This is a genomic window from Bradyrhizobium sp. Kon58 (assembly GCF_055807455.1).
This window is the reverse complement of record NZ_JBVVOT010000009.1, coordinates 195,590-218,817: the sequence shown is the minus strand read 5'-3', so window position 1 is coordinate 218,817 and position 23,228 is coordinate 195,590. Positions and strand designations below refer to the sequence as shown.

The 23,228-nt window shown below is 63.5% G+C and carries 24 protein-coding genes; 13 read left to right on the top strand and 11 right to left on the bottom strand.

The genetic code is table 11. From position 1 onward, the window contains the following. Position 1: 1 nt before the first annotated feature. From urtD to urtA, 4 genes are all read right to left on the bottom strand, one after another. Positions 2-763, bottom strand: a complete 762-nt coding sequence (gene urtD / locus AC0L20_RS18295) for an urea ABC transporter ATP-binding protein UrtD (RefSeq protein WP_473290399.1) — start codon at positions 761-763, stop codon at positions 2-4. Continuing rightward, positions 760-1,938: an urea ABC transporter permease subunit UrtC gene (gene urtC / locus AC0L20_RS18290; RefSeq protein WP_456766323.1), complete on the bottom strand. Its 1,179-nt coding sequence runs from the start codon at positions 1,936-1,938 to the stop codon at positions 760-762. Before urtC ends, urtD begins: the two co-directional genes overlap by 4 nt. After that, complete coding sequence (gene urtB / locus AC0L20_RS18285; protein ID WP_473290396.1) at positions 1,935-3,542, bottom strand: urea ABC transporter permease subunit UrtB; 1,608 nt, start codon at positions 3,540-3,542, stop codon at positions 1,935-1,937. Before urtB ends, urtC begins: the two co-directional genes overlap by 4 nt. Positions 3,543-3,626: 84 nt before the next feature. Beyond that, positions 3,627-4,949, bottom strand: a complete 1,323-nt coding sequence (gene urtA / locus AC0L20_RS18280) for an urea ABC transporter substrate-binding protein (RefSeq protein WP_007599797.1) — start codon at positions 4,947-4,949, stop codon at positions 3,627-3,629. A gap of 479 nt (positions 4,950-5,428) precedes the next feature. Here urtA and AC0L20_RS18275 point away from each other — a divergent pair, with 479 nt between their 5' ends. From AC0L20_RS18275 to AC0L20_RS18265, 3 genes are all read left to right on the top strand, one after another. Beyond that, positions 5,429-7,009, top strand: coding sequence for a DEAD/DEAH box helicase (locus tag AC0L20_RS18275; protein WP_473290394.1), 1,581 nt, complete (start codon positions 5,429-5,431; stop codon positions 7,007-7,009). A 23-nt stretch (positions 7,010-7,032) separates the two neighbouring features. Then, complete coding sequence (infA, locus tag AC0L20_RS18270) at positions 7,033-7,320, top strand: translation initiation factor IF-1 (RefSeq protein ID WP_007599789.1); 288 nt, start codon at positions 7,033-7,035, stop codon at positions 7,318-7,320. 270 nt (positions 7,321-7,590) lie between these two features. Then, entirely contained in the window at positions 7,591-7,803 is a 213-nt protein-coding gene (locus tag AC0L20_RS18265; protein WP_007599788.1) for a cold-shock protein, read from the top strand. Between the two features lie 77 nt (positions 7,804-7,880). Here AC0L20_RS18265 and AC0L20_RS18260 read toward each other — a convergent pair whose 3' ends face one another. From AC0L20_RS18260 to AC0L20_RS18245, 4 genes are all read right to left on the bottom strand, one after another. Continuing rightward, positions 7,881-8,513 (bottom strand): TadE/TadG family type IV pilus assembly protein, encoded by a 633-nt coding sequence (locus AC0L20_RS18260; protein WP_456769739.1) that lies wholly within the window; start codon positions 8,511-8,513, stop codon positions 7,881-7,883. 23 nt (positions 8,514-8,536) lie between these two features. Next, positions 8,537-9,109, bottom strand: coding sequence for a TadE/TadG family type IV pilus assembly protein (locus AC0L20_RS18255; RefSeq protein WP_456766326.1), 573 nt, complete (start codon positions 9,107-9,109; stop codon positions 8,537-8,539). 258 nt (positions 9,110-9,367) lie between these two features. After that, positions 9,368-9,865, bottom strand: a complete 498-nt coding sequence (locus tag AC0L20_RS18250) for a pilus assembly protein N-terminal domain-containing protein (protein WP_027570204.1) — start codon at positions 9,863-9,865, stop codon at positions 9,368-9,370. A 153-nt stretch (positions 9,866-10,018) separates the two neighbouring features. Then, on the bottom strand, positions 10,019-10,846 hold the full coding sequence (locus AC0L20_RS18245) for a sterol desaturase family protein (protein WP_473290392.1): 828 nt from the start codon (positions 10,844-10,846) through the stop codon (positions 10,019-10,021). A gap of 260 nt (positions 10,847-11,106) precedes the next feature. Between AC0L20_RS18245 and AC0L20_RS18240 the strand changes: the two genes are divergently transcribed. From AC0L20_RS18240 to AC0L20_RS18195, 10 genes are all read left to right on the top strand, one after another. Continuing rightward, positions 11,107-11,271 (top strand): Flp family type IVb pilin, encoded by a 165-nt coding sequence (locus tag AC0L20_RS18240; protein ID WP_456766327.1) that lies wholly within the window; start codon positions 11,107-11,109, stop codon positions 11,269-11,271. Positions 11,272-11,343: 72 nt separating this feature from the next. Continuing rightward, a complete protein-coding gene (locus tag AC0L20_RS18235; protein ID WP_197031224.1) occupies positions 11,344-11,484 on the top strand; it encodes a hypothetical protein in 141 nt (46 codons plus the stop codon). Between the two features lie 122 nt (positions 11,485-11,606). Continuing rightward, entirely contained in the window at positions 11,607-12,131 is a 525-nt protein-coding gene (locus AC0L20_RS18230; protein WP_106941835.1) for an A24 family peptidase, read from the top strand. 127 nt (positions 12,132-12,258) lie between these two features. Beyond that, positions 12,259-13,056 carry a Flp pilus assembly protein CpaB gene (cpaB, locus tag AC0L20_RS18225; RefSeq protein WP_027570201.1) on the top strand — a complete coding sequence of 266 codons (798 nt, stop codon included), beginning with the start codon at positions 12,259-12,261 and terminating at the stop codon, positions 13,054-13,056. An 11-nt stretch (positions 13,057-13,067) separates the two neighbouring features. Further along, positions 13,068-14,543, top strand: coding sequence for a type II and III secretion system protein family protein (locus AC0L20_RS18220; protein WP_473290475.1), 1,476 nt, complete (start codon positions 13,068-13,070; stop codon positions 14,541-14,543). 17 nt (positions 14,544-14,560) lie between these two features. Further along, positions 14,561-15,298, top strand: coding sequence for a CpaD family pilus assembly protein (locus tag AC0L20_RS18215; protein WP_456766328.1), 738 nt, complete (start codon positions 14,561-14,563; stop codon positions 15,296-15,298). Next, positions 15,295-16,563 carry a CpaE/TadZ family protein gene (locus AC0L20_RS18210; RefSeq protein WP_027570198.1) on the top strand — a complete coding sequence of 423 codons (1,269 nt, stop codon included), beginning with the start codon at positions 15,295-15,297 and terminating at the stop codon, positions 16,561-16,563. Before AC0L20_RS18215 ends, AC0L20_RS18210 begins: the two co-directional genes overlap by 4 nt. Positions 16,564-16,584: 21 nt before the next feature. Next, positions 16,585-18,051: a CpaF family protein gene (locus AC0L20_RS18205; protein ID WP_473290380.1), complete on the top strand. Its 1,467-nt coding sequence runs from the start codon at positions 16,585-16,587 to the stop codon at positions 18,049-18,051. 16 nt (positions 18,052-18,067) lie between these two features. Further along, entirely contained in the window at positions 18,068-19,045 is a 978-nt protein-coding gene (locus AC0L20_RS18200) for a type II secretion system F family protein (RefSeq protein WP_473290377.1), read from the top strand. A gap of 9 nt (positions 19,046-19,054) precedes the next feature. Then, positions 19,055-20,029, top strand: coding sequence for a type II secretion system F family protein (locus AC0L20_RS18195; RefSeq protein WP_473290373.1), 975 nt, complete (start codon positions 19,055-19,057; stop codon positions 20,027-20,029). Positions 20,030-20,089: 60 nt separating this feature from the next. Here the strand turns inward: AC0L20_RS18195 and AC0L20_RS18190 are convergent, their stop codons facing one another. The 3 genes from AC0L20_RS18190 to AC0L20_RS18180 form a co-directional block, all read right to left on the bottom strand. Further along, positions 20,090-20,839 (bottom strand): tetratricopeptide repeat protein, encoded by a 750-nt coding sequence (locus AC0L20_RS18190; RefSeq protein ID WP_473290473.1) that lies wholly within the window; start codon positions 20,837-20,839, stop codon positions 20,090-20,092. Between the two features lie 202 nt (positions 20,840-21,041). After that, positions 21,042-22,556, bottom strand: a complete 1,515-nt coding sequence (locus AC0L20_RS18185) for a metallophosphoesterase family protein (protein ID WP_473290370.1) — start codon at positions 22,554-22,556, stop codon at positions 21,042-21,044. A gap of 285 nt (positions 22,557-22,841) precedes the next feature. Next, positions 22,842-23,045: a hypothetical protein gene (locus AC0L20_RS18180; protein WP_018454690.1), complete on the bottom strand. Its 204-nt coding sequence runs from the start codon at positions 23,043-23,045 to the stop codon at positions 22,842-22,844. Between the last annotated feature and the right edge of the window lie 183 nt (positions 23,046-23,228).

Genomic DNA, 23,228 nt, shown 5'->3' with positions numbered 1-23,228 from the left:
CTCAGCGCCCCAGATACACTTCGATGACCCGCTCGTTGGACGAGACCTGGTCGATGGTGCCTTCCGCGAGCACGGTACCCTCGTGGAGGCAAGTGACCTTGACGCCGAGCTCGCGCACGAACGTCATGTCGTGCTCGACCACCATCACGGTGTGGGTCTTGTTGATTTCCTTGAGCAGCTCGGCGGTGAGATGCGTCTCGACGTCGGTCATGCCGGCGACGGGCTCGTCGACGAGGAGCAGTTTCGGATCCTGTGCGAGCAGCATGCCGATCTCGAGCCACTGCTTCTGGCCGTGGCTGAGGCTGCCGGCGAGACGGTTGCGGGCATCGGTGAGGCGGATCGTCTCCAGCACCTTGTCGATCTGCTCGGATTCGGCCCGGCTGCCGCGCCAGAACAGCGTAGCCTTGACGCTGTGGTCGACATTGAGCGCGAGCAACAGATTGTCCTGCACGGTCTGGCTCTCGAACACGGTCGGCTTCTGGAATTTGCGGCCGATGCCGAGCTCGGCGATACGGGTTTCGTCTAGTCGCGTCAGATCGGTGACGCCGTCGAACAGCACGGTGCCTTCGTCAGGCTTGGTCTTGCCGGTGATGATGTCCATCATCGTGGTCTTGCCGGCGCCGTTCGGGCCGATGATGGCGCGCATCTCGCCGGGCTCGAGCGTCAGCGAGAGGTTGTTGATGGCGTGGAAGCCGTCGAACGAGACGTGCACGCCGTCGAGATACAGCATTGCAGAGGTCGCGCGGGTATCCATGACGTTCATTGCGCCTCCTCCGCCATTTTGGGTTCGGTGACGCCGTCTTCGGCCGCGGCGCTCGCAATGGTCGCGGCGTCGCGCCTTTCCTTCGACGAGTCCCACCAGGCGTTGAACGTGCCGACGATGCCCTTGGGCAGCAGCAGCGTCACCAGGATGAACATGGCGCCCAGCATGAACAGCCAGTAGGGCGCAAGCATGCCGGAGGTGAAGAACGTTTTCGCGTAGTTGACGACGACGGCACCGAGCGCAGCGCCGACCAGCGTACCGCGGCCGCCGACCGCGACCCAGATTACTGCCTCGATCGAATTGCCCGGCGCGAATTCACTTGGGTTGATGATGCCGACCTGCGGCACATAGAGCGCGCCGGCGACGCCGGCCATGCAGGCCGAGACCGTGAACACGAACAGCTTGTAGGATTCGACGCGGTAGCCGAGGAAGCGCGTGCGCGATTCCGCATCGCGCACGGCGATCAGCACCTTGCCGAGCTTGGACGAGACGATGGCGCGGCAGATCAGGAAGCCAACGATCAGCGCCAGGCAGCTCAGCGCGAACAGCGCAGCACGCGTGCCCTCGGCCTGCACGTTGAAGCCCAAAATGTCCTTGAAGTCGGTCATGCCGTTGTTGCCGCCGAAACCGAAATCGTTGCGGAAGAAGGCGAGCAGCAGTGCATAGGTCATCGCCTGCGTGATGATCGACAGATACACGCCCGTGACGCGGGAGCGGAAGGCGAGCCAGCCGAAGCAAAAGGCCAGCAGCCCCGGTACGATCAACACCATCAGCGCGGCAAACCAGAACATGTCGAAGCCGTACCAGTACCAGGGCAGCTTCGAATAGTTCAGGAACACCATGAAGTCCGGCAGGATCGGGTTGCCATAGACGCCGCGGCTGCCGATCTGCCGCATCAGGTACATGCCCATCGCGTAGCCGCCGAGCGCGAAGAAGGCGCCGTGGCCGAGCGAGAGGATGCCGCAATAGCCCCAGATCAGGTCAATCGAGAGCGCCAGGATGGCGTAGCAGACATATTTGCCCCAGAGCGCGACCAGATAGGTCGGCACTTGCAGGAATGAGCCCGCGGGCAGCAGCAGGTTGGAGAGCGGGATAAGGATGCCGCAGGCCACAACGACGGCAAGGAAGATCGTCGCGCCGCGGTCCAGCGATCGCGTCAGCATGTGAGGGGTCATGCTTCCACCGCACGGCCCTTGAGCGCGAACAGGCCGCGCGGCCGCTTTTGAATGAACAGGATGATGAGAACGAGGATGGCGATCTTGCCGAGCACGGCGCCGGCGACCGGCTCCAGGAATTTGTTGGCGATGCCGAGCGTGAAGGCGCCGACCAGCGTGCCCCAGAGATTGCCGACGCCGCCGAACACCACGACCATGAAGCTGTCGATGATGTAGCTCTGGCCGAGATTGGGGCTGACATTGTCGATCTGCGACAGCGCCACGCCGGCAATGCCGGCAATGCCCGAGCCGAGGCCGAAGGTCAGCGCATCGACACGCGAGGTCGCGATGCCCATCGAAGCCGCCATGCGGCGGTTCTGCGTGACCGCGCGCATCTCGAGCCCGAGTGCCGTGTAGCGCAGCATCGCGAGCAGGATGACGAACACCGCGAGCGTGAAGACCAGGATCCAGAGCCGGTTATAGGTAATCGTGATCTGGCCGAGCTCGAACGCGCCGCTCATCCAGGAGGGGTTGCCGACCTCGCGGTTGGTCGGGCCGAACATGGTGCGCACGGCCTGCTGCAGCACCAGCGACAGGCCCCACGTCGCCAGCAGCGTCTCCAGCGGACGGCCATAGAGAAAGCGGATGATGCTGCGCTCGATCACGACGCCGAGCGCGCCAGCCACCAAAAAGGCGAGCGGCACCGCGATCAGCAGCGAATAGTCGAACAGGCCGGGATAGCGGGTGCGGATCACCTCCTGCACCACGAAGGTGGTGTAGGCCCCGATCATCACCATCTCGCCGTGGGCCATGTTGATGACGCCCATCACGCCGAACGTGATGGCAAGCCCGATCGCGGCAAGCAGCAGCACCGAACCGAGCGAGAGGCCGTACCAGGCATTCTGCACCATCGACCAGACCGCGAGCGAACTCTGGATCGAGCCGATTGCGCTCGCGGCAGCCTTGGTCACCGAGGCGGGCTGGTCGCCCATGCCGGTGAGAAGCGCCATCGCCTCCTGGTCGCCGCGCGCCTTGATGGTGGCAACGGCTTCAAGCTTCTCGAGCTCGGTGGCATCAGGCTTGAACAACAGGATCGCCGCGCGGGCGTCGCCCAGCGCAGCCTTGACGGATCGGTTGGTTTCCTTGGCGAGCGCGCCGTCGACGGCTTCGAGCGAGGTCTCCTCATGCGACTTGAAGACGGATTGCGCGGCCTGGAGCCGCGCTCCGATGTCGGGTGACTGCAGCGTCAGACTGCCAATCGCGGCATCGACGCTGCGGCGCAGGCGGTTGTTGAGGCGGACCGCGCTTGCACTGTCGGGCACGCTGGCCACGGCCTGACCGGTCGCGGCATCGATCGACTTGCCGTCGGCGCCGGTAACGTAAACCTTCTTGCTGTCCGGATCGGCCATCAGCCGGCCGTCCTGGAGCGCGCTGATAATCGGAAAGGCCAGCGTATTGCCGCTGCTCGCGACCACGCCGATCGCCTCTTCCGTGTCGGAATAATCGTCGTTGGCGAATTTGGCGACCGCATCTTCGAACGGACCAGCCAATGCCGGCAATGCGAACGCGATCAGGAACAACGAGAGCAGGAGCGAACAGAGGCGGGCGGACAAATTGGCTGGCACTGTGAGAGACCCCGGCAGAAAAGGGTAGAGAAGGCGGCGGGATCGCCGCCTTCTCCGATCGTGCAATGGAGCGTCAGGTCCGGATCAGGAACCCGAACCGAGGCACTTGTTGGTCTTGGTGTTGAAGTTGCCGCACTTCTTGCCGACCCAGTCGCCGACCAGGTCCTTGGAGCCGTCGAGCTCCTTCGACCAGGCGTCGCCCGCGACAAGACCCGGGGTCTTCCACACCACGTCGAACTGGCCGTTGGCTTTGATTTCGCCAATGAACACCGGCTTGGTGATGTGATGGTTCGGAAGCATCTTGGAGGTGCCGCCGGTCAGGTTCTTGGCTTCGATGCCCGGGAGCGCGTCGATCACCTTGTCCGGATCGGTCGACTTCACCTTCTCGACCGCCTTGACCCACATGTCGAAGCCGATCACGTGCGCTTCCATCGGATCGTTGGTCACGCGCTTCGGATTCTTGGTGTAGGTCTGCCACGCCTTGATGAACTTCTCGTTCTCCGGCGACTTGATCGACTGGAAGTAGTTCCAGGCGGCCAGATGGCCGAGCAGCGGCTTGGTGTCGATGCCGGCGAGTTCTTCCTCACCCACCGAGAATGCGACGACCGGGATGTCCTTCGCCTTGATGCCCTGGTTACCGAGCTCCTTGTAGAAGGGAACGTTGGCGTCGCCGTTGATGGTCGAGACCACGGCGGTCTTCTTGCCGGCCGAACCGAACTTCTTGATGTCGGCCACGATCGTCTGCCAGTCGGAATGACCGAACGGCGTGTAGTTGATCATGATGTCTTCCTGGGCGACACCCTTGGACTTCAGATAAGCTTCCAGGATCTTGTTGGTGGTGCGCGGATAGACGTAGTCGGTGCCCGCGAGCACCCAGCGCTTCACCTTCTCGTCCTTCATCAGATAGTCGACGGCGGGGATCGCCTGCTGGTTCGGCGCGGCACCGGTGTAGAACACGTTGCGCTCGCTCTCCTCGCCCTCGTACTGCACGGGGTAGAACAGGATGCTGTTCAGCTCCTTGAACACCGGGAGCACTGACTTGCGCGACACCGAGGTCCAGCAGCCGAACACGACCGAGACCTTGTCCTTGGTGATCAGCTCGCGTGCCTTCTCGGCGAACAGCGGCCAGTTCGAAGCGGGATCGACGACGACGGCTTCGAGCTTCTTGCCGTTGACGCCGCCCTTCTTGTTCTGCTCGTCGATCAGGAAGAGGATGGTGTCCTTCAGCGTGGTCTCGCTGATGGCCATGGTGCCGGAGAGGGAATGAAGCACGCCGACCTTGATGGTGTCGTCCGCGGCTTTCGCACCGGAAATGGAAGCCAGACCAAGCATCAGTCCGGCGGTCGCGGCGAGAACGCCACGGCGGCTAAATGGCGCCGCTATATCGTGAGTGGATTTGCTATGCATGAGTATCTCATCTCCCTGACGCAGACGTGAAAAACGCTGCGAAACGGCCCCAACGGCCGCCTGCGATTAACGGATTCGCAAGAACCGTGCCATGGATTAGACACATATTAGGCTATTGATTTCGCTGGAGAAATCGACAGAAAACGAACCATCGCCATGGCTGCGCCGCTTAAACATTGAGCAATTCAAATGTATGCGAATGCGGCAGGCAGGCTATTTTCTAAGCAAATTTAGCGCTCTGGCTAAATTTCCGGCATAACTATTTCTGCACCGCGATCGCCATTTGTGGTGCGCCTGCCTTGAAAGCGCCGCCTCAATGTTCCATATGGGGGCCGAGGTCTCTTGCGAATCAGAGACCGTTGCGAGCCGCGTGTTCTTAAGCCCTTACGGGCGTCTGGCTTGCCCCATCCCATCAAGCCATCCGACACCCCAAACACGCAGGTGTCCCTCTCGACACCCTTTTGCGCGCGCCGCGCCGAATGCGCCGGGCGCCCGCTTTTGACATGGAAAGAACCCACCTTTTGACTTCGTTTCAGGATTTCGGCCTCGCCGAACCCATCGCTCGTGCTCTCACCGAAGAGAACTACGTCACCCCCACCCCCATCCAGGCCCAGACGATTCCGACCGCGCTGACCGGCCGCGACGTCGTCGGCATCGCCCAGACCGGAACCGGCAAGACCGCGTCCTTCGCGCTGCCGATCCTGCACCGCCTGCTCGAGAATCGCATCAAGCCGCAGCCGAAGACGACCCGCGTCCTGGTGCTGTCGCCGACCCGCGAACTGTCCGGCCAGATCCTCGACAGCTTCAACGCCTATGGCCGCCACATCCGCCTGTCCTCGACCCTCGCTATCGGCGGCGTGCCGATGGGCCGTCAGGTCCGCTCGCTGATGCAGGGCGTCGAGGTGCTGGTCGCCACCCCCGGCCGTTTGCTCGACCTCGTGCAGAGCAACGGACTGAAGCTTGGAAGCGTCGAATTCCTCGTGCTCGACGAGGCCGATCGCATGCTCGACATGGGCTTCATCAACGACATCCGCAAAATCGTCGCCAAGCTGCCGATCAAGCGGCAGACGCTGTTCTTCTCGGCCACCATGCCGAAGGACATCGCCGAGCTCGCGGACGCCATGCTGCGCGACCCCGCCCGCGTCGCGGTGACCCCGGTCTCCTCGACCGTGGAACGCATCCAGCAGCGCATCATCCAGGTCGACTTCTCCGCCAAGCCGGCGTTCCTCGCCCAGCTGTTGAAGCAGGAGCAGGTCAACCGCGCGCTGGTTTTCACCCGCACCAAACACGGCGCGGACAAGGTGGTGAAGACGCTCGAGAAGGCCGGCATCCCCGCCAGCGCCATCCACGGTAACAAGTCGCAGAACCATCGCGAACGGACGCTTGCCCAGTTCCGCACCGGTGAAATCCGCACGCTGGTCGCCACCGATATCGCCGCCCGCGGCATCGATGTCGACGGCATCACCCATGTCATCAATTTCGACCTGCCCAACGTGCCGGAGACCTATGTGCACCGCATCGGCCGCACCGCGCGCGCGGGTGCCGAGGGCACCGCGATCTCGCTGGTCGCAGGCGGCGAGGAGCTCAGCTATCTCCGCGACATCGAGCGGCTGATCAAAGTGGCGCTGCCGCGTGAGGATCGCCGCACCGACGCTGGCCGCCGCGATGCGGGTCCTCCCCCGCAGCAGCAACGACAGGGTCGACCGGGCCGCCCGGGCCAGCGTCCGCAAGGCGCAAGGCATGGCGACGGGCGGCGTGCCGACGAAAGGCATGCGGACGGGCGCCACCACAGTGCCGCCAAGCAGGGCGACGGAAGACCCGGCGAGGGACGGCATGGCGACGCCAGGCGTGCTGACGCACGGCCCGGCAGTGGCCCGAAGGCTTCGAAGGCTCCTCGTCGCGACCACACCGGCGGCAAGGCGCATTCTTCGCCAAACGGCCGTCCGGAACAGCGTTCCGCGCATAGCGCCGGGGCGTCTGATGGGATACAAGGCGTTGCCTTTTTGCGCCGCGAGAGTCGGCCGAACGGCCAACCGAACCGCAAACCCCATTCGCACTAGCCGTCCACGACCTGGAGAAATTCATGGCTAAGGAAGAGCTGATCCAGTTCGAAGGACTGGTCACCGAAATCCTCCCCGACGCGCGCTACCGCGTGCAGCTCGACGCCGGACACGAGATCGTCGCCTACACCGCCGGCAAGATGAAGAAGAACCGCATCAAGACTCTGGCGGGCGACCGCGTGACGGTGGAGATGTCGCCCTATGACCTCGAAAAGGGCCGGCTGATTTTCCGCCACAAGGACGAACGTCCGAGCGGGATGGGCGGACCTCCGCGCCCCGGACAGCGCGGCGGCCAGTTCCGTCGCCGCTAGTCGGGGGCTCAGCGCGCGAGCGCGGACCTGAAGTTCCGACCTGTATGCTGATCCGCCGTGAGCATCACGGCGGATCAAAAAATCGTGCACGCCAGCATTGTTTTGGGGTTCTGTTTCCAATAAAATGAATTAATCGATTTTCGGCCGGACGACATTAGCATCCACCGGTACAGCCGGTTCAGACACGCTGACGACCCTTCCAAAAATTCGATCTAACCTGTCCGCGCGAGCGGGCTCTGACATTGTGTTATCTGAGAAGGGACTACCCCCATGAGCATGGGAACCGTGAAGTGGTTTAACGCGACCAAAGGCTTCGGCTTCATCCAGCCCGACGATGGCGGCCAGGACGTGTTCGTCCACATCAGCGCTGTGGAGCGTGCAGGCCTCGGCACGCTGCGCGAAGGTCAGAAGATCTCCTACGAGATCGTGGCCGACCGCCGTTCCGGCAAGTCGGCAGCGGACAACCTTCGTTCCGCCGGTTGAGCCTACCGCTTACGGCCCCGATCGGCTCGAGCGAACAAGTCAAAAGAAAAGGCCGGGCGCAATGCCCGGCCTTTTTTCTAGTTCAGGGGGCACGGCAGCGACGGTACGCCGTTGTAAGGAACGCAGGTGACCTGGCGCGGACGCGTGTAGGAGACATCGCTCAGCATGATGCCCGACTTCAGAACAAATTTGACGGAGGGCGTGTAGAGGTAACTCGCCTCGCTGTAAATGAGGTAGGTCTTCGGGATCAAGAGCGTCGACGGAATCATCGAGGTGACCGTGGTACCAGCAGCCAGAGCCGAGGGCGGAGCCGTCAGCGTGGCCTGCGTCGCACCGTTGGCAATGGTGGCGGACTGGCTCCATTTAATTTTGGCGACGCTGCTCGAGTCGATATAGATCTGAAGAACCGTGCCGTTCACGAGCGTAGCGTCGTAAGGCATGATCATCGAAATGCTTGCCGTGAACGTGTCCTGCAAGTCGCCAGCGTCGAGCGACGTTGACTGCGACGTCAAATCGGACAGCGTCCGTGCAATCATCGTGACTTTGCGATCAATCGCCACGGCCGATGAAAATTCGACGGTACCGAAGAACATCACCAGCATCAGCGGCACGATGACCGCGAATTCGGTCGCAGCGAGCGCGCGCTTGTCGGCGACGAAGTCGCGCACGAAGTGACCGGTATTCCTCCAGATATGCGCAATCGGCTGCATCGGCTTGCTCGAATCCATCTGTCTCAAAAAGGTTCGTTCTTGAAGGCCGCGGTCGCGACCAGCAGCCGTTTGTTGCTGCAGCCCATGTTGAAGCCAAGGCCGGTGACGATGAGCGGCCACTGATAGAACAGGCGCACCACGACGACCTGGCCGGCGGCCCCGGCATTGTACTGCACGCCGGCTGGGTTGAAGCTGCAGGAATTGCCGTAGCTGGTGAGGCTTAGTGCTCCGAACGAGTTTGTACTCACAACGTCGACGTAGAGCTTGGTGCAATCAAAGAGTGCTGGGATCTGGCTGCAGACGTAAGCCTTGAACGTCGCTTGCGAGCAGGGCGTGCTCACGCCGGAGACCGCGCAGGCCGCCACCGAACCGGATTGCGCCTGCCCCGTCAGCAACACCCGCGCGGAATTCTGGCTGGCGCTCTCGAGCACCTGGGTCGCCAAGAACATCAGCGCCGTCTCGATGACGGCGAACAGCAGCGCGAAGAACATCGGTGCGACCAGCGCGAACTCGACGGCTGCGGAGCCGCGGCGACTGCCGCGAAACCGGCGCAGCATGGCGAGGAGCGTGAACCTCGTAGGTGCAGGCGAAGGCATCAAATTCCCCAGCAGCAGCAATCATCTGCCATGTTCAATAGCGGAAACTGATTGTTTAAGTGTTTCAGGCGATCCGCACCCGGCGGCCCGGGCCATTAAGGGCGCGTTAACTGTGAACGACCCAGGCCAACGAGACGAGAGCATTGAGACGAGCATACGGAGAGAGAAACTCACGCGCCCGCGTCGGCCCGGGGCGATCCTTGCCCCGGCAAACCCGCCAATCAAACTCGCTGGTTCGTCTTACTCAGTTCGTCTTACTCAGTTCGTCTTGGCGCCCGCCCCAGCATTGCCGCTGGCCGTGCTGCTCAACGAACCGGCCTGACTCATCGTGTTGTTGAAATAGGTGTCGCTGTCGCCGAGCGTCACGCGACGCTGGCAAACCGGCATGCAGCTGTAGGACTCGCGCTCGATCCCGCGATAGACGGTGACGAGCCGATCGCTCGGACCTTCGACCTGGATTTGGCGGTCGACCAGGATCTCGCCGCCTCGGTCGAGCGCGATGAAATTGGTGGCGCCATAGCCCTTGCCGGTCACGACGATCATGCCACCAGGCTGGAGCGTGACGTCGGCGATCATGGGATTGCCGACCACGATGGTCGCCACCTTGCCAGGCAACCGCACCAGCTTGGCTTGGTCGACATTCACGGCAATGGCATCTGCGGTCGGCTCGGCAAGGCCAGCAGCCGGCGATGCCAGCACCGCGGCCGCAACCAGAAGACAGACGCGCGCATGACGGCGCAGCAGTTGTTTACGCATACTCTTACCCCCGGGACGTCACAAACCGGCAGAAGCAATCAGAGAACAGCCGAGCCGGTGCCCGACCCGGCTAACCTGCCCTCAATTCGTGAACGTTCCGCAAATTCGCCGACTATTGTTTGAACGGACTGGCATTTCGCGGCCCTCGAGAACCTAGCGGCGGAACGGATAGGCAAGCTGCCCTCCGATCTCCTTCGGCATGGTGGCTTCATCCTTGCCGTAATCCTGCGGCAATTGCCCCGCGGGCATGCGGAAAGTGCCGAACAGCACATCCCAGATCGGGAACGTGCCGGCAAAATTGGTGTCGCCGCCCTCTACGAGCGAGGTGTGGTGCCAGCGATGGAACACCGGCGTCGCCAGCACATATTTGAACGGCCCGAAGGTCCAGTTGAGGTTGGCGTGCACGAAGGCCGAATGGAAGGTCGTGAACGGGGCGAGCCAGACCATGGCGTTCGGCGAAATGCCGGCCATCAGCAGCACGACGTCGACCGCGATCGTACCGAGCACGAGATTGACGGGATGGAAGCGGGCCGCGGAAATCCAGCTGATCTCCTCCGAGGAGTGATGGATCGCATGGTACTTCCAGAACCCGCCGCCGTGGAACAGCCGGTGCAGCCAGTACAGCATGAAATCGGACAGCACCAGGAACAGCACGGCCTGGACCCAGAGCGGCAATAGCGCCAGCGGGCCGTGGCCATTGTCGTAGAAGGCGATGAGTTCGTCGGCATCATGGATGTTGAAGACGAAGCTCGCACCGACGATCAGAAGGCTGATCCGCATGACGCGTGCGAACACCGGAACGACAAACCAGTAGCAGATGTCCGTGACGATCTCCCGCTTGCGCCACCAGGGCACGCCGGGATTGCAGGCCCAGACGTGCTCGAGCACGGTGAAGACCACCGCGAGCGCGAAGGTCGTGGGGATCACCTTCGCGATGGTCTCGCCGAGCATCAGGGCGATTTCCATGGGCAGGCTCGACATTGTCGCCTCTCTTGCGAATTGCTGGTCCCGCCTACGCGTACTCCCCCAAATTTAAGGGACGGTGAAGCCGGAGCTGCGCTTGCTGCACATCCGGAACCGGAACGAATTGCAGCTGGCTGCCTTAAGGCGAAATTCACTCTGGCCAGCGGCAAGCGGGTTTGCCCGATCGAATTAACTCTCCCGAAAGAGCTCGGATCTCATGGTCGTTGCGTCAAGCACACGCCGAACGAGGCGATCCCACCCCAGATGGAGTTTTGTTCATGAAGAACCTGATTGCGCGTTTCGCGAAAGATGAATCCGGCGCCACCGCCATCGAATACGGCCTGATCGCCGCCGGCATCGCGCTGGCCATCATCACCGTCGTCAACAATCTCGGCAGCACGCTGAACGCCAAGTTCAACTCGATCAGCAGCTCGCTGAAGTAAGCGGTCGAGAACGACGGCAAAAGCCCCGGGCCTCCGGGGCCTTTGTTTTTCAGACGGCGAGTTCCTGTGGCGTTGAGCAAGTACAGAACCGATGCCGCGGTCGCGGCAAACGCGGCCGAGGCCGCGCAGACCGGCTCGCCGGCTTACTGGGTCTGTCTGGCCCTGCTGCTTGCGACCGTCGCGCTCGCCGCACGCATCGCCTCCCTCTGGTGAGCACGCCTTCGGCTGGTTCCGCCCATCGAAACCGCTGCCGCCGTTTTCGGTTTGTTTAGCACTGCCGGCTAGAATCCGGCGACGCCAGCTCCGCGGCAAACCCAGGCCTCAAGACGCAGCCCATGATCCTCGACCTTGCGCGCCTTCTGCTCTTCCCTGCCCTGATGGCGTTTGCCGCCGCGAGCGATCTCTTCACGATGACGATCTCTAACCGCGTGTCGCTGGCGCTGGTCGCCGGCTTTTTCGCGCTTGCTCTCGCCGGTGGCATGGCACCTTACGAGATGCTGAGCCATGTCGGCTCAGGCGCGCTCGTCCTGGTCGTGGCTTTCACCTGTTTTGCGATGGGCTGGGTCGGCGGTGGCGATGCCAAGGTCGCGGCCTCCGTCGCACTCTGGTTCGGGTTCGCACAGCTGATGAACTTCCTGCTCTACGCCTCGCTGTTCGGCGGGGCGCTGACGCTGCTCCTTCTCCAGTTCCGGCAGTGGCCGCTGCCTTATGGGCTGGCGGGCCAGGCCTGGCTCGCGCGGCTGCACGCCAAGGAGAGCGGCATTCCCTACGGCATCGCGCTCGCACTGAGTGCGCTGATGGTCTACCCGGAGACCGAATGGGTGAAGGCGATCGACCTCGCTCACCTCGCATTGCGCTGAACGCATCGGGTCAACCCGGCGTTAAGGCGATTTAGATACGCCTCATTAACCATGCTTTGACGAATAGCTGGTCAACTGCCGATTACGGCGGCGTCAGCGTCGCGGCGTTTGTTGGAAAGTGAAGCGTATGAATAGGGCACGCATTGTCGTCCTGACGGTCGCCATCTGCGCCGGCGGCGTCGCCGCGTATCTGGCGAGCGGCTCGGACAATTCTGCGCCGCCTCCGGCTCCGGTCGCGCAGCTTCCCACCGTCGACGTCCTGGTCGCCAAGAACGACATCGGCCTCGGCCAGACCGTCAAGCCGGAAGACGTGCAATGGCAGACCTGGCCGTCCGCGACCGCCAGCACCACCTTCATCCGCCGCAACGAGCGGCCCGAGGGGGTAACCCAGGTCACCGGCTCGATCGCACGATCTCCCTTCATCCAGGGTGAGCCGATCCGCGACCAGAAGCTGGTCAAGGCCGAAGGCTCCGGCTTCATGGCGGCAATCCTGCCCACCGGCATGCGGGCGATTTCGACCGAGATCTCGCCGGAAACCGGCGCAGGCGGCTTCATCCTCCCCAACGACCGCGTCGACGTGCTTCTGACGCGCCGTCTCAAGAATCCGGACCAGAGCAGCGGCGCCCCTGATGTGATCACGTCCGAGATCATCCTGGCCAATATCCGCGTCCTGGCCATCGACCAGGCGCCGAAGGAGAAGGACGGGCAGAACGCGGTGGTCGGCAAGACCGTCACCCTCGAGCTCAATCCTGCGCAGACTGCGACGCTCTCCTCCGCACGCCAGAGCGGCACGCTGTCGCTGGCGTTGCGCAGCATCGTCGACGTCAAGCTGAGCGAGATCACGCTCGATGATTCCGCGCAGAAGCGCGATGGCATTTCGATCATTCGGTACGGTATCCCAAGCTCGACGGCGAAGGCACGATGAGGACTGTCGATATGAAATGCAGGGCGAACTTGGCGACGATGCGAACTTCTGTGGTCCGCGCCCTGTCGTTTTCGGCCGCCCTCGCGCTCGCGCTCAACCCGGTGCTGACCCCTGTGGTCGCCGCCGACTATCGCCCCGTGGCGCAGGCTGCGGCCGACGGTCAGATGAACGCGCGATTCCTCTCGCTCGGCATCGGCAAGTCGATCGTGATCGACCTTCCGCGTGACATCAAGGACGTGCTTGTCGCCGATCCCAAGATCGCCAATGCGGTCGTCCGCTCGGCGCAGCGCGCCTACATCATCGGCGCCGCGATCGGCCAGACCAACATCGTGTTCTTCGATTCCGCCGGCCAGCAGATTGCGGCCTATGACATCGCGGTCAAGCGCGACCTCAACGGCGTGCGGGCCGCGCTGAAGCAGATCCTGCCGAACTCAGACATCCAGATCGACGGGCTAGGCGACGGCATCATCCTGACCGGCTCGGCCGCGAATCCCGCCGAAGCCCTGCAGGCCAACGACCTCGCCGTGCGCCTCGCGGGCGGCCCCGAGAAGGTCGTGAACTCGATCGTGGTCCGCGGCCGCGACCAGGTCATGCTCAAGGTGACTGTCGCCGAAGTGCAGCGCAGCATCATCAAGCAGCTCGGAATCGACCTCACCGCCAACCTCAGCTACGGCACCTCGGTCGTCAGCTTCAGCAACTCCAATCCGTTCACGGCTCTCGGCCACAACCTCGTCGACGGCAACAACCTGACCACCAAGTTCGGCGGGGCCCCGTCGGTGCAGGCCACCCTGCGTGCGATGGAAACCGCGGGCGTGATCCGGACGCTGGCCGAACCAAATCTGACCGCAATCTCCGGTGAATCGGCAACATTCATCGCCGGCGGTGAATTCCCGGTGCCTGCCGGCTACGCGTGCGACCCCACCACGCACGTTTGTACCACCCAGATCAGCTTCAAGAAGTTCGGCATCTCGCTCAACTTCACCCCCGTCGTTCTCACCGAGGGCAAGATCAGCCTGCGGGTGATGACCGAGGTCTCCGAGCTCTCCAACGAAAACGCGATCACGCTGTCCCAGGCCGTGACCTCGTCCTCGGTCAACTCGCTCACGGTGCCTTCGATCAAGACCCGCCGCGCAGAAACCTCGCTGGAAATTCCCTCCGGCGGTGCGATGGCTATGGCCGGCCTGATCCAGCAGCAGACCAAGCAGGCGGTCAGCGGACTGCCGGGCCTGATGCAGCTCCCGGTCCTCGGCACGCTGTTCCGCAGCCGCGACTTCGTCAACAACGCGACCGAGCTGGTCGTGATCGTGACCCCCTATATCGTTCGCGCAGTTGCGCAAAAGGATCTGTCGCGGCCGGATGATGGCTTCTCCGCGCCTGCGGATCCGCAGGCCGAACTGCTCGGCAACATCAACCGCATCTACGGCGTGCCCGGCCGGACCGAACCGGCCAAGAACTACCGCGGCACCTACGGCTTCATCACCGACTGAGGCGGAACGGGGACTTCATGAAGATCACTAGACCACCCCAGATTCGCAGGCGCGCCATCCACCTCGGCGGCGCGCTCGTCGGCATGGCGCTCGCCCTTGGCGGCTGCCAGCATGACGAAGCGGTCACGGCCTCCATTCCCGACGACTACAAGCAGCGGCATCCGATCGCGATCGAGGAGCAGAATCGCTCCATCGTCGTCTTCGTCGGCCATGCCCGTGGCGGCTTGACCGCCGCCCAGCGCGCCGACGTGATGGGCGTCGCGTCGGCCTGGATGCACGAAGGCACCGGCGCGATCCGGATCGACGTGCCGTCCGGCACGCCCAACGCGCGTCCGGTCGCGGACACCATGCGTGAAATCCAGGCCATTCTGTCGGCGGCGGGCGTTCCGCCGCGCGGCGTCAGCGCCCGCTCTTACCAGCCGGAAGACAAGCGCTTCCTGCCGCCGATCCGACTCACCTATTCCAAGATCGCCGCGGTCGCGGGTCCCTGCGGCCTGTGGCCGGAAGATATCGGCCCTTCGATGAAGAACAAGAGCTGGTTCGAGAACAAGGACTATTACAATTACGGCTGCGCTTATCAGCGCAACCTTGCGGCGATGGTCGACAATCCGTCGGATCTCGAGCAGCCGCGGCCCGAAACGCCGTCCTACACGCCGCGTCGCACCGCCGCGTTCGAGAAGTATCGCAAGGGAATGCCGACGGCGGTCGCCTATCCTGAGGCCGACAGGGCCAAACTCAGCGACACCGGCAAATGATCAGCTACGCCCGCCAGCCCCAAGAAGAGCAGTCCGAGGCATCGCTCCCGCCGGCCGAGGAGCATATTGCGCCTGCGCCCCGCGTTTCCGTCCAGGCTTTCTGCGAGACCGTGGAAACGGCGGCCGCCGTGCAGTCGGCCGGCGAAGATCGCCGTCTCGGCAAGGCCCATCTGAAGATCCAGATGGGCGGTATGGCGGCTGCGGTCGAAGCCTACCGCTCGGCACCCACGCCGAACGTGATCGTGCTCGAAAGCGACGGCCGCAACGACCTCCTGGGCGGGCTCGATCATCTCGCGACCGTCTGCGACGCCGGCACCCGCGTGGTCGTGATCGGCCGCATCAACGACGTCATGCTCTACCGCGAGCTGGTGCGCCGCGGCGTCAGCGACTACGTGCTCGCGCCGGTCGGCGCGATCGACGTCGTGCGCTCGATCTGCAACCTGTTCTCGGCGCCGGAAGCCAAGGCCGTCGGCCGCATCATCGCCGTGGTCGGCGCCAAGGGCGGCGTCGGCGCGTCAACCATCTCCCACAACGTCGCCTGGGCGATCGCCCGCGATCTCGCGATGGATGCGGTCGTCGCCGACCTCGACCTCGCCTTCGGCACTGCCGGGCTCGACTATAACCAGGATCCGCCGCAGGGTATTGCCGACGCCGTGTTCTCGCCCGATCGCGTCGATACCGCCTTCATCGACCGCCTGCTGTCGAAATGCACCGACCACCTCAGCCTGCTGGCGGCGCCGGCGACGCTCGACCGGGTCTATGATTTCGGCGCCGACGCCTTCGATGCCGTGTTCGACACGCTGCGCTCCACCATGCCCTGCATCGTGCTCGACGTTCCGCACCAATGGTCGGGCTGGACAAAACGCGCCCTGATCGGAGCGGACGACATCCTGATCGTGGCGGCGCCCGACCTCGCCAATTTGCGCAACACCAAGAACCTGTTCGATCTCCTGAAGGCCGCGCGCCCGAACGACCGTCCGCCGCTCTACTGCCTGAACCAGGTCGGCGTGCCGAAACGGCCCGAAATCGCCGCGGCGGAGTTCGCCAAGGCGATCGAGAGCCAGCCGGTCGTCTCGATCCCGTTCGAGCCGCAGATCTTCGGCTCGGCGGCCAATAACGGCCAGATGATCGCGGAGATCTCGGCCAATCATAAGTCAATCGAGATGTTCCTTCAGATCGCCCAGCGCCTGACCGGCCGCAGTGAAACGAAGAAGCAGAAATCGTCCCTGCTTTCACCCCTGATTGAGAAGTTGCGGGGAAAATAGGTCGCCGCATGGAGTTTTTAAGTGTTCGGTAAGCGTAGCGGAACAGACACCGACCCTCGGGCCCCGAAGCCCGGTGCCGTGTCGTCAGAGCCTGCCCAGGCTTCGGCGCCCGCTGTGTCGCGCGTGCCGCCGCCGCCGCCGGCCGTCTCCTCTCCGCCGCTTGCCCCGGCGAAGCCTGCGCCGACCATGGAAGCCCGCCGCTCGGACAATTATTACGAGGTCAAGGCGACCATCTTCGGCGCGCTGATCGAGGCCATCGACCTCGCCCAGCTCGCCAAGCTCGATTCGGAGTCCGCGCGCGAGGAAATCCGGGACATCGTCAACGAGATCATCGCGATCAAGAACATCGTGATGTCGATCGCCGAGCAGGAAGAGCTGCTCGACGACATCTGCAATGACGTCCTCGGCTACGGTCCGCTGGAGCCGCTGTTGTCGCGCGACGACATCGCCGACATCATGGTCAACGGCGCCGACACTGTCTACATCGAGGTCGCCGGCAAGATCCAACGCACCGGTATCCGCTTCCGCGACAACCAGCAGCTCCTCAACATCTGCCAGCGTATCGTCAGCCAGGTCGGCCGGCGCGTCGACGAGTCCTCGCCGATCTGCGACGCGCGCCTGGCCGATGGCTCCCGCGTCAACGCCATCGTGCCCCCGCTGTCGATCGACGGCCCCACGCTCACCATCCGCAAGTTCAAGAAGGACAAGCTGACGCTCGATCAGCTCGTCAAGTTCGGCGCAATCTCGCCGGAGGGCGCGGAAATCCTCCAGATCATCGGCCGCGTCCGCTGCAACGTGCTGATCTCCGGCGGTACCGGCTCGGGCAAAACCACGTTGCTCAATTGCCTGACCAACTACATCGAGCACGACGAGCGTGTCATCACCTGCGAAGACGCCGCCGAACTCCAGCTCCAGCAGCCCCACGTGGTCCGACTGGAAACCCGCCCGCCCAACATCGAGGGCGAGGGCCAGGTCACCATGCGCGAGCTGGTGCGCAACTGCCTGCGTATGCGTCCCGAGCGCATCATCGTCGGCGAAGTCCGCGGACCCGAGGCATTCGACCTGCTCCAGGCCATGAACACCGGCCATGACGGCTCGATGGGCACGCTGCACGCCAACAATCCCCGCGAGGCGCTATCGCGCTGCGAATCGATGATCACGATGGGCGGCTTCTCCCTGCCTTCACGCACCATCCGCGAGATGATCTGCGCCTCGATCGACGTCATCGTCCAGGCCGCGCGCCTGCGCGACGGTTCGCGCCGCATCACCCACATCACCGAGGTGATGGGCATGGAAGGCGACACCATCATCACCCAGGACGTCTTCCTCTACGACATGGTCGGCGAGGACGCCAATGGCAAGATCATCGGCCGGCACCGGTCGACCGGAATCGGCCGCCCGAAGTTCTGGGAACGCGCCCGCTATTACGGCGAAGAGAAGCGCCTTGCCGCGGCGCTCGACGCCGCGGAAGTGGCGCCCACGACGTGAGCAGGTCAGCGCAGCCATGAACATGCAAGTCCTTGCCCTCGCCTTCCTTGCCACCGCCGCCGTCGGCGGCCTCGCCTGGGTCTTCCTTTATCCAATGCTGTCCGGGGAACGGAAGGCCGAGAGCCGCCGCGCCTCGATCTCGCGCGCAGAGGCGCCCACGGCCCGCGCGGCCGAGAAGACGCAGCGCTCGCGCCGCGAGCAGGTCGAAACCTCGCTCAAGGATCTCGAGGCGCGGCGCCTGCAGGAGAAGAGCGTACCGCTCAGCGTTCGCCTGTCGCAGGCCGGCCTCGACTGGGCGCCGCAGAAATTCTGGATCGTGTCCGCCGTCGTGGCGGGCGTGCTGTTCGCAGTCGCCTTGTTCATCGGCGGCGGCCTGCTCGGTGCCGCCGGACTCGCTTTTGCCGGCGGCTTCGGTCTGCCACGCTGGGCGCTGGGCTTCCTGAAGAGGCGCCGCGAAGCCAAATTCCTGAAGGCCCTGCCCGACGCGGTCGACGTGATCGTCCGCGGCATCAAGGCGGGCCTGCCGCTGTTCGAATCGATCAAGGTCGTCGCCGCCGACGCGCCGGAGCCGCTACGCTCGGAGTTTCTGTCCATCATCGAAACGCAGGCGATCGGCATGCCGCTCGGCGAGGCCTGCACGCGACTCTACGATCGGATGCCGCTGCCCGAGGCTAATTTCTTCGGCATCGTCATCTCGATCCAGCAGAAGTCGGGCGGCAATCTCTCCGAAGCACTCGGCAACCTCTCCAAGGTGCTGCGCGACCGCAAGAAGATGAAAGAGAAGATCCAGGCGATGTCGATGGAAGCCAAGGCCTCGGCCGGCATCATCGGCTCGCTGCCGCCGATCGTGATGTTCCTCGTCTACCTCACAACGCCGGGATACATCTCGATGCTTTGGACTCATCCCACCGGCCAGCTCATGCTGGTCGGCTGCGTCGTCTGGATGTCGATTGGCATCATGGTGATGAAGAAGATGATCAACTTCGACTTCTGATGGTGCCTTATGGTAGAGTTCCTCATTGCGAAGCTTCACGACGTCCACTTCATGACGATGTTGCTGGCGGCCATCGCCGCCAGCGCCACCGTCTATACGCTGGTGATGCCGCTGTTCGCCGGCGAAGGCCTTTCCAAGCGCATGAAGGCGGTGGCGAACGAACGTGAGCGCATCCGGCAGCGCGAGCGCGAGCGCCTCCACAAGAGCGAAAAAGTCTCGCTGCGCCAGACGCCGAAGCAGCTCGTCTCGAAGGTCGTCGACGACTTCAACCTGACCAAATGGCTCGCGCAGGAAGCTGCGCGGGACAAGCTCATCATGGCGGGCTATCGGGGCCAGGCGCCCTACATCACCTTCCTGTTTGCCCGCCTGGTTGCCCCGATCGTGCTGTTCGTCGGCTCGATCATCTACGTGTTCCTGATCGCGCATATGCAGCAGTCGATGCCGATCAAGATCGGCATCTGCGTCGGCGCGGCCTATCTCGGACTTCAAGCGCCGATGCTGTTCCTCAGGAACGCGATCTCCAAACGCCAACTCTCGATCAAGCGCGCCTTTCCCGACGCGCTCGACCTGCTCCTGATCTGCATCGAATCCGGCATGTCGATCGAGATGGCGTTCCGGAAGGTCGCGGTCGAAATCGTGGGCCAGTCGATCGCGCTGTCGGAGGAGTTCACCCTGACCACGGCCGAGCTGTCCTATTTGCAGGATCGCAAGGTCGCCTACGAGAACCTCGCGCGGCGCACCGGGCTCGAGGGCGTCAAGTCGGTATGTCTCGCGCTCCAGCAGGCGGAGCGTTACGGCACCCCGCTCGGCCATTCTCTGCGGGTGATGGCGCAGGAAAACCGCGACATGCGCATGAACGAGGCCGAGAAAAAGGCAGCGGCACTGCCGCCGAAGCTGACGGTACCGATGATCCTGTTCTTCCTGCCGGTGCTGTTCGTCGTCATCCTCGGACCGACGGGGATCAAGGTCACCGAGATGCAATGACGTTCGACGCGGACCGCGCAAGGTCCGCGGCTGCCTTCAGGATTGGACGATCACGTCTGATCAGTCGGGCTGGCCGAGCGAGGCGACCGGAGTCCGCTTCGGCGCACCCCGCTTGACGTCGCTGCGGGTCAGCATTTCCTTGAGATAGGCGACATTGGCCGCAGCCTGGTCCGGCGGCAGGTCCGCCTTCACGATGCTCTCGGCTTCGGTGAAGCGGCCCTGGAGACCGACGACCAGACCGAGATTTTGCCGCACCCGCGCGTTTGCGCGCGGCGAGGCATAGGCTTGCCGCAGCGCGTCTTCGGCCTTCGGCAGATCTCGCGACAACATGTAGGACAGGCCGAGATTGGAGAGCACGCCGGGATCGCCAGGCGCGATCTTGAGTGCGCTCGCATAATAGGAGCGCGCTTCCTGGTGACGGCCCATCTGATCGAGCGCGGTGCCCTGCACCGAGAGCAGGCGCCAATCCGGGTTATCGGGCGAATGCGCCTTCGACAGCACGTCGAAGGCTTGCTGGAAATTGCCGTTGTCCGAGAGCGCGCGGCCGTATTGGGCCATCAGCGCCCTGTTGCCGGGATTGGCGATGGTCGCCTGCTCGAGCACGGCGGCGGCCTGGGCGTGCTGACCGTTGGCGCGCAAGGCCTGGCCGTAGGCGAGCGCCGCATCGGCGTCCTTGGGATTGGCGCGATAGCGCTCGCCATAGACTTCGGCAGCGCGCGCGGGATCGGCGGGAACGGCTTCGGCCCGCGGCCCGACCGAGCCCGTGACGTCAGAGAGTTTCGACATCGCCGTGCAGCCGCCGAGGCCCATGGCCAACGCCGCGACCAGCGAGGTGGACGCAAGAAGCCGGGCAAGACTGAGCCGTCCAAGACTGAACCGTCCAAGACTGAGCCGTTCAAGACCGAACCGTTGACGCATGACGCTTTGACTCTCGAGCCGATTGATCGAGCCGAACGCGCCAGCAATAGACTGTTAACCCTAACGGCCGGTTAATTCCCCGGGCCCGCGTCCCTCACCGCGGCGCCTGCGGCGGCACCTCGCCGCCGAGACCCAGATCGAGGCCGAGCGCCCTCACCTGCTCGTTCAGGTCCCGCAGCAATTGCAATCGTTGCCGAGTCGCGATCTCGACATCGATGTCCGGGCGCGCCACCCTCGGCAATTCGCGCCGAAGATCGTCACGATTGACCAGACGCCTCGCGCGGAGCTCGTCGAGCTGAAAATCGTCGATGCCGAGCACATTTGCAGATTGCTCGATCAACCGACGCAGCAGCGATGTCACCACGGCTACGGCGCCGACGTCATGCTTGCGTGCAGATCTCGAGAACTTGCTGTCGAGATCGGCCCAGGCGTGAGAGGTCGCCAGATAGACGTGGAGCAAATCAGCCCAATCCACCTCGCCGTCGGCATAGAAGGCGCGGCGCAGCAGGAGCCGGCGGGCGAATGCCGCGACCTGGTCCCGTTTCAGCGTCGTGCATGCGTCGATCTCGATGCCCGACTGGACGGCCGGATCTCGGGAAAAATCGCGCCCGGCGGGCAGCCTGACGACGCCGTGCGGCAGGTTGGAATCGAGCGGCCTGAAGACACCATCCTTGCGCGGACGTGAGTAGCGGGCGATCGCAAAGCGATACTCGGTGCGGCCGCCAGAGGACATCGGGTGGGACATCGGGCCGAAATGAATGACGTTGAAGCCGGCATCGTCGCCGGCCTGCCCGGTCGATGATGGACAGGACAGGACGTAGATCGTGCGCCAGAATGCTTCATCGCTCTCACTCGACGTGGCGCGCGGATCGGGAATCGAATAGCGCGTCAAGCCTTCGACATGCCGGTGTCCGTGCAGAACCAGATCGACGTTGAGAGATGTCGCCGCTTCGAGAAAGGTCGCGGGCGCGGCGAGATACATCAGCGGCTCGTCGGGCACGCCGAGGAACCGCTTTCCTTCTCCGGTCGCCTGCGGCAGTGGATGATGGTGCAGCGCAAGCACGCGCACCAGGTTTTCAACCGGCTCGGCATAATCGGCGCGGCCGCCCGACCCGAGGCTGCCCGCGAGCTCAACGCTCAGCCGCGCGGAATCCGAAACCATGGCGTTGTAGGCGCGCTGGTCGACGTTGCCGCTCGCGAGCGTCGTGAGGCTCGCGCGGTTGGAATCCAGCAGCACCAGATCGAGGCCAGCTTGACGGTAGTAGACGCTCTTCGAGGTCCGCGGCAAATGCAGGTAATCATAGACGTCGTGGCGGCCTGCACGCTGGCTCGGGCGCTTGACGTCGTGATTGCCGGCAATTGCCTGAATGTCGGTGAACAGCCCGGTCTGCCGGAAGAACGTAATGACGGCGAGCGCTTCGCCGAGCGCAGGCGGCGTCGGGTCGTCCACGATATCGCCGGTGATCAGCAGGATGCGATCGGGAACATCCGCGAAGTCCGCCATTCTCTCGCGAATTGCTGCATTGAGCGTCTCGATCGTCGCAAGCAGCCGACCAGACCCGTCCAGATGCAGGTCGGAAATCTGTACGATGACGAACGATCTATCCATTTTGCGTCGCTTATTTGCGAATGCCGCGCCGCGCAAACGATAAGAGAAATGCCTTCGACGATCAGGTTCCGTCCGGTATCAGCCCGGGCCATGATGAGCCGGGGTAAGAAGCGACTGCATGCCCCGTTGTTGCGCTCGTTGCGTGCAGAACCGCACGACACAATCTAAAATATTGGCCAATAATGCCACAACCGCAGCGCTAGTAAAGCCCTGCGGCCGCTCGCGTGAACGGCGGTCCTCGGCATGAGATACGCGGCCCGCCCGACGATGGTTTCGCTCATCAGATCAATATTCAATGGCGAGCCGCTTGCGGATTTCGTCAATGCGCTTGTCCAGTGCATCGAACCGCGCGTGAACGGAGCGGTCGTGGAGATAGAAGACGTAACCACCGGCGAGGAACGCGAATATCCAATGATGATGCTCGACATAGCCAAAAATCGCCTCGACCGCCTGGCCGATGAATGTGACCACGCTCCACACAAATTCCATTGCATTTCCTCCCGGCCGGCTTTGTCGTCGGCCGCCGGAGATCTACACCTGACGGCCGTTGCCGGAACCTAGCATGGCCCCCTTGCTGCGAGTAGCGGATCGCTGAACGGTGGCAGCAAAGCTGATTGCAGCGGCGGCAAAACTCTGCGAAATCTCGTCCGTTCGTATGACCCGCTCGATCTG

Excerpts from the sequence above, each read along its gene's own strand:
- AC0L20_RS18195 (WP_473290373.1), top strand. The coding sequence starts at position 19,055 with ATGGTAGAGTTCCTCATTGCGAAGCTTCACGACGTCCACTTCATGACG.
- infA (WP_007599789.1), top strand. The coding sequence starts at position 7,033 with ATGGCTAAGGAAGAGCTGATCCAGTTCGAAGGACTGGTCACCGAAATC.
- AC0L20_RS18190 (WP_473290473.1), bottom strand. The coding sequence starts at position 20,839 with ATGGGCCTCGGCGGCTGCACGGCGATGTCGAAACTCTCTGACGTCACG.
- AC0L20_RS18255 (WP_456766326.1), bottom strand. The coding sequence starts at position 9,109 with ATGCCTTCGCCTGCACCTACGAGGTTCACGCTCCTCGCCATGCTGCGC.
- AC0L20_RS18230 (WP_106941835.1), top strand. The coding sequence starts at position 11,607 with ATGATCCTCGACCTTGCGCGCCTTCTGCTCTTCCCTGCCCTGATGGCG.
- AC0L20_RS18200 (WP_473290377.1), top strand. The coding sequence starts at position 18,068 with ATGAACATGCAAGTCCTTGCCCTCGCCTTCCTTGCCACCGCCGCCGTC.
- AC0L20_RS18220 (WP_473290475.1), top strand. The coding sequence starts at position 13,068 with ATGAAATGCAGGGCGAACTTGGCGACGATGCGAACTTCTGTGGTCCGC.
- AC0L20_RS18245 (WP_473290392.1), bottom strand. The coding sequence starts at position 10,846 with ATGTCGAGCCTGCCCATGGAAATCGCCCTGATGCTCGGCGAGACCATC.
- cpaB (WP_027570201.1), top strand. The coding sequence starts at position 12,259 with ATGAATAGGGCACGCATTGTCGTCCTGACGGTCGCCATCTGCGCCGGC.
- AC0L20_RS18240 (WP_456766327.1), top strand. The coding sequence starts at position 11,107 with ATGAAGAACCTGATTGCGCGTTTCGCGAAAGATGAATCCGGCGCCACC.
- AC0L20_RS18275 (WP_473290394.1), top strand. The coding sequence starts at position 5,429 with ATGCGCCGGGCGCCCGCTTTTGACATGGAAAGAACCCACCTTTTGACT.
- AC0L20_RS18210 (WP_027570198.1), top strand. The coding sequence starts at position 15,295 with ATGATCAGCTACGCCCGCCAGCCCCAAGAAGAGCAGTCCGAGGCATCG.
- urtA (WP_007599797.1), bottom strand. The coding sequence starts at position 4,949 with ATGCATAGCAAATCCACTCACGATATAGCGGCGCCATTTAGCCGCCGT.
- AC0L20_RS18260 (WP_456769739.1), bottom strand. The coding sequence starts at position 8,513 with ATGCAGCCGATTGCGCATATCTGGAGGAATACCGGTCACTTCGTGCGC.
- AC0L20_RS18265 (WP_007599788.1), top strand. The coding sequence starts at position 7,591 with ATGAGCATGGGAACCGTGAAGTGGTTTAACGCGACCAAAGGCTTCGGC.
- AC0L20_RS18185 (WP_473290370.1), bottom strand. The coding sequence starts at position 22,556 with ATGGATAGATCGTTCGTCATCGTACAGATTTCCGACCTGCATCTGGAC.
- urtD (WP_473290399.1), bottom strand. The coding sequence starts at position 763 with ATGAACGTCATGGATACCCGCGCGACCTCTGCAATGCTGTATCTCGAC.
- AC0L20_RS18250 (WP_027570204.1), bottom strand. The coding sequence starts at position 9,865 with ATGCGTAAACAACTGCTGCGCCGTCATGCGCGCGTCTGTCTTCTGGTT.
- urtC (WP_456766323.1), bottom strand. The coding sequence starts at position 1,938 with ATGACCCCTCACATGCTGACGCGATCGCTGGACCGCGGCGCGACGATC.
- AC0L20_RS18180 (WP_018454690.1), bottom strand. The coding sequence starts at position 23,045 with ATGGAATTTGTGTGGAGCGTGGTCACATTCATCGGCCAGGCGGTCGAG.
- AC0L20_RS18215 (WP_456766328.1), top strand. The coding sequence starts at position 14,561 with ATGAAGATCACTAGACCACCCCAGATTCGCAGGCGCGCCATCCACCTC.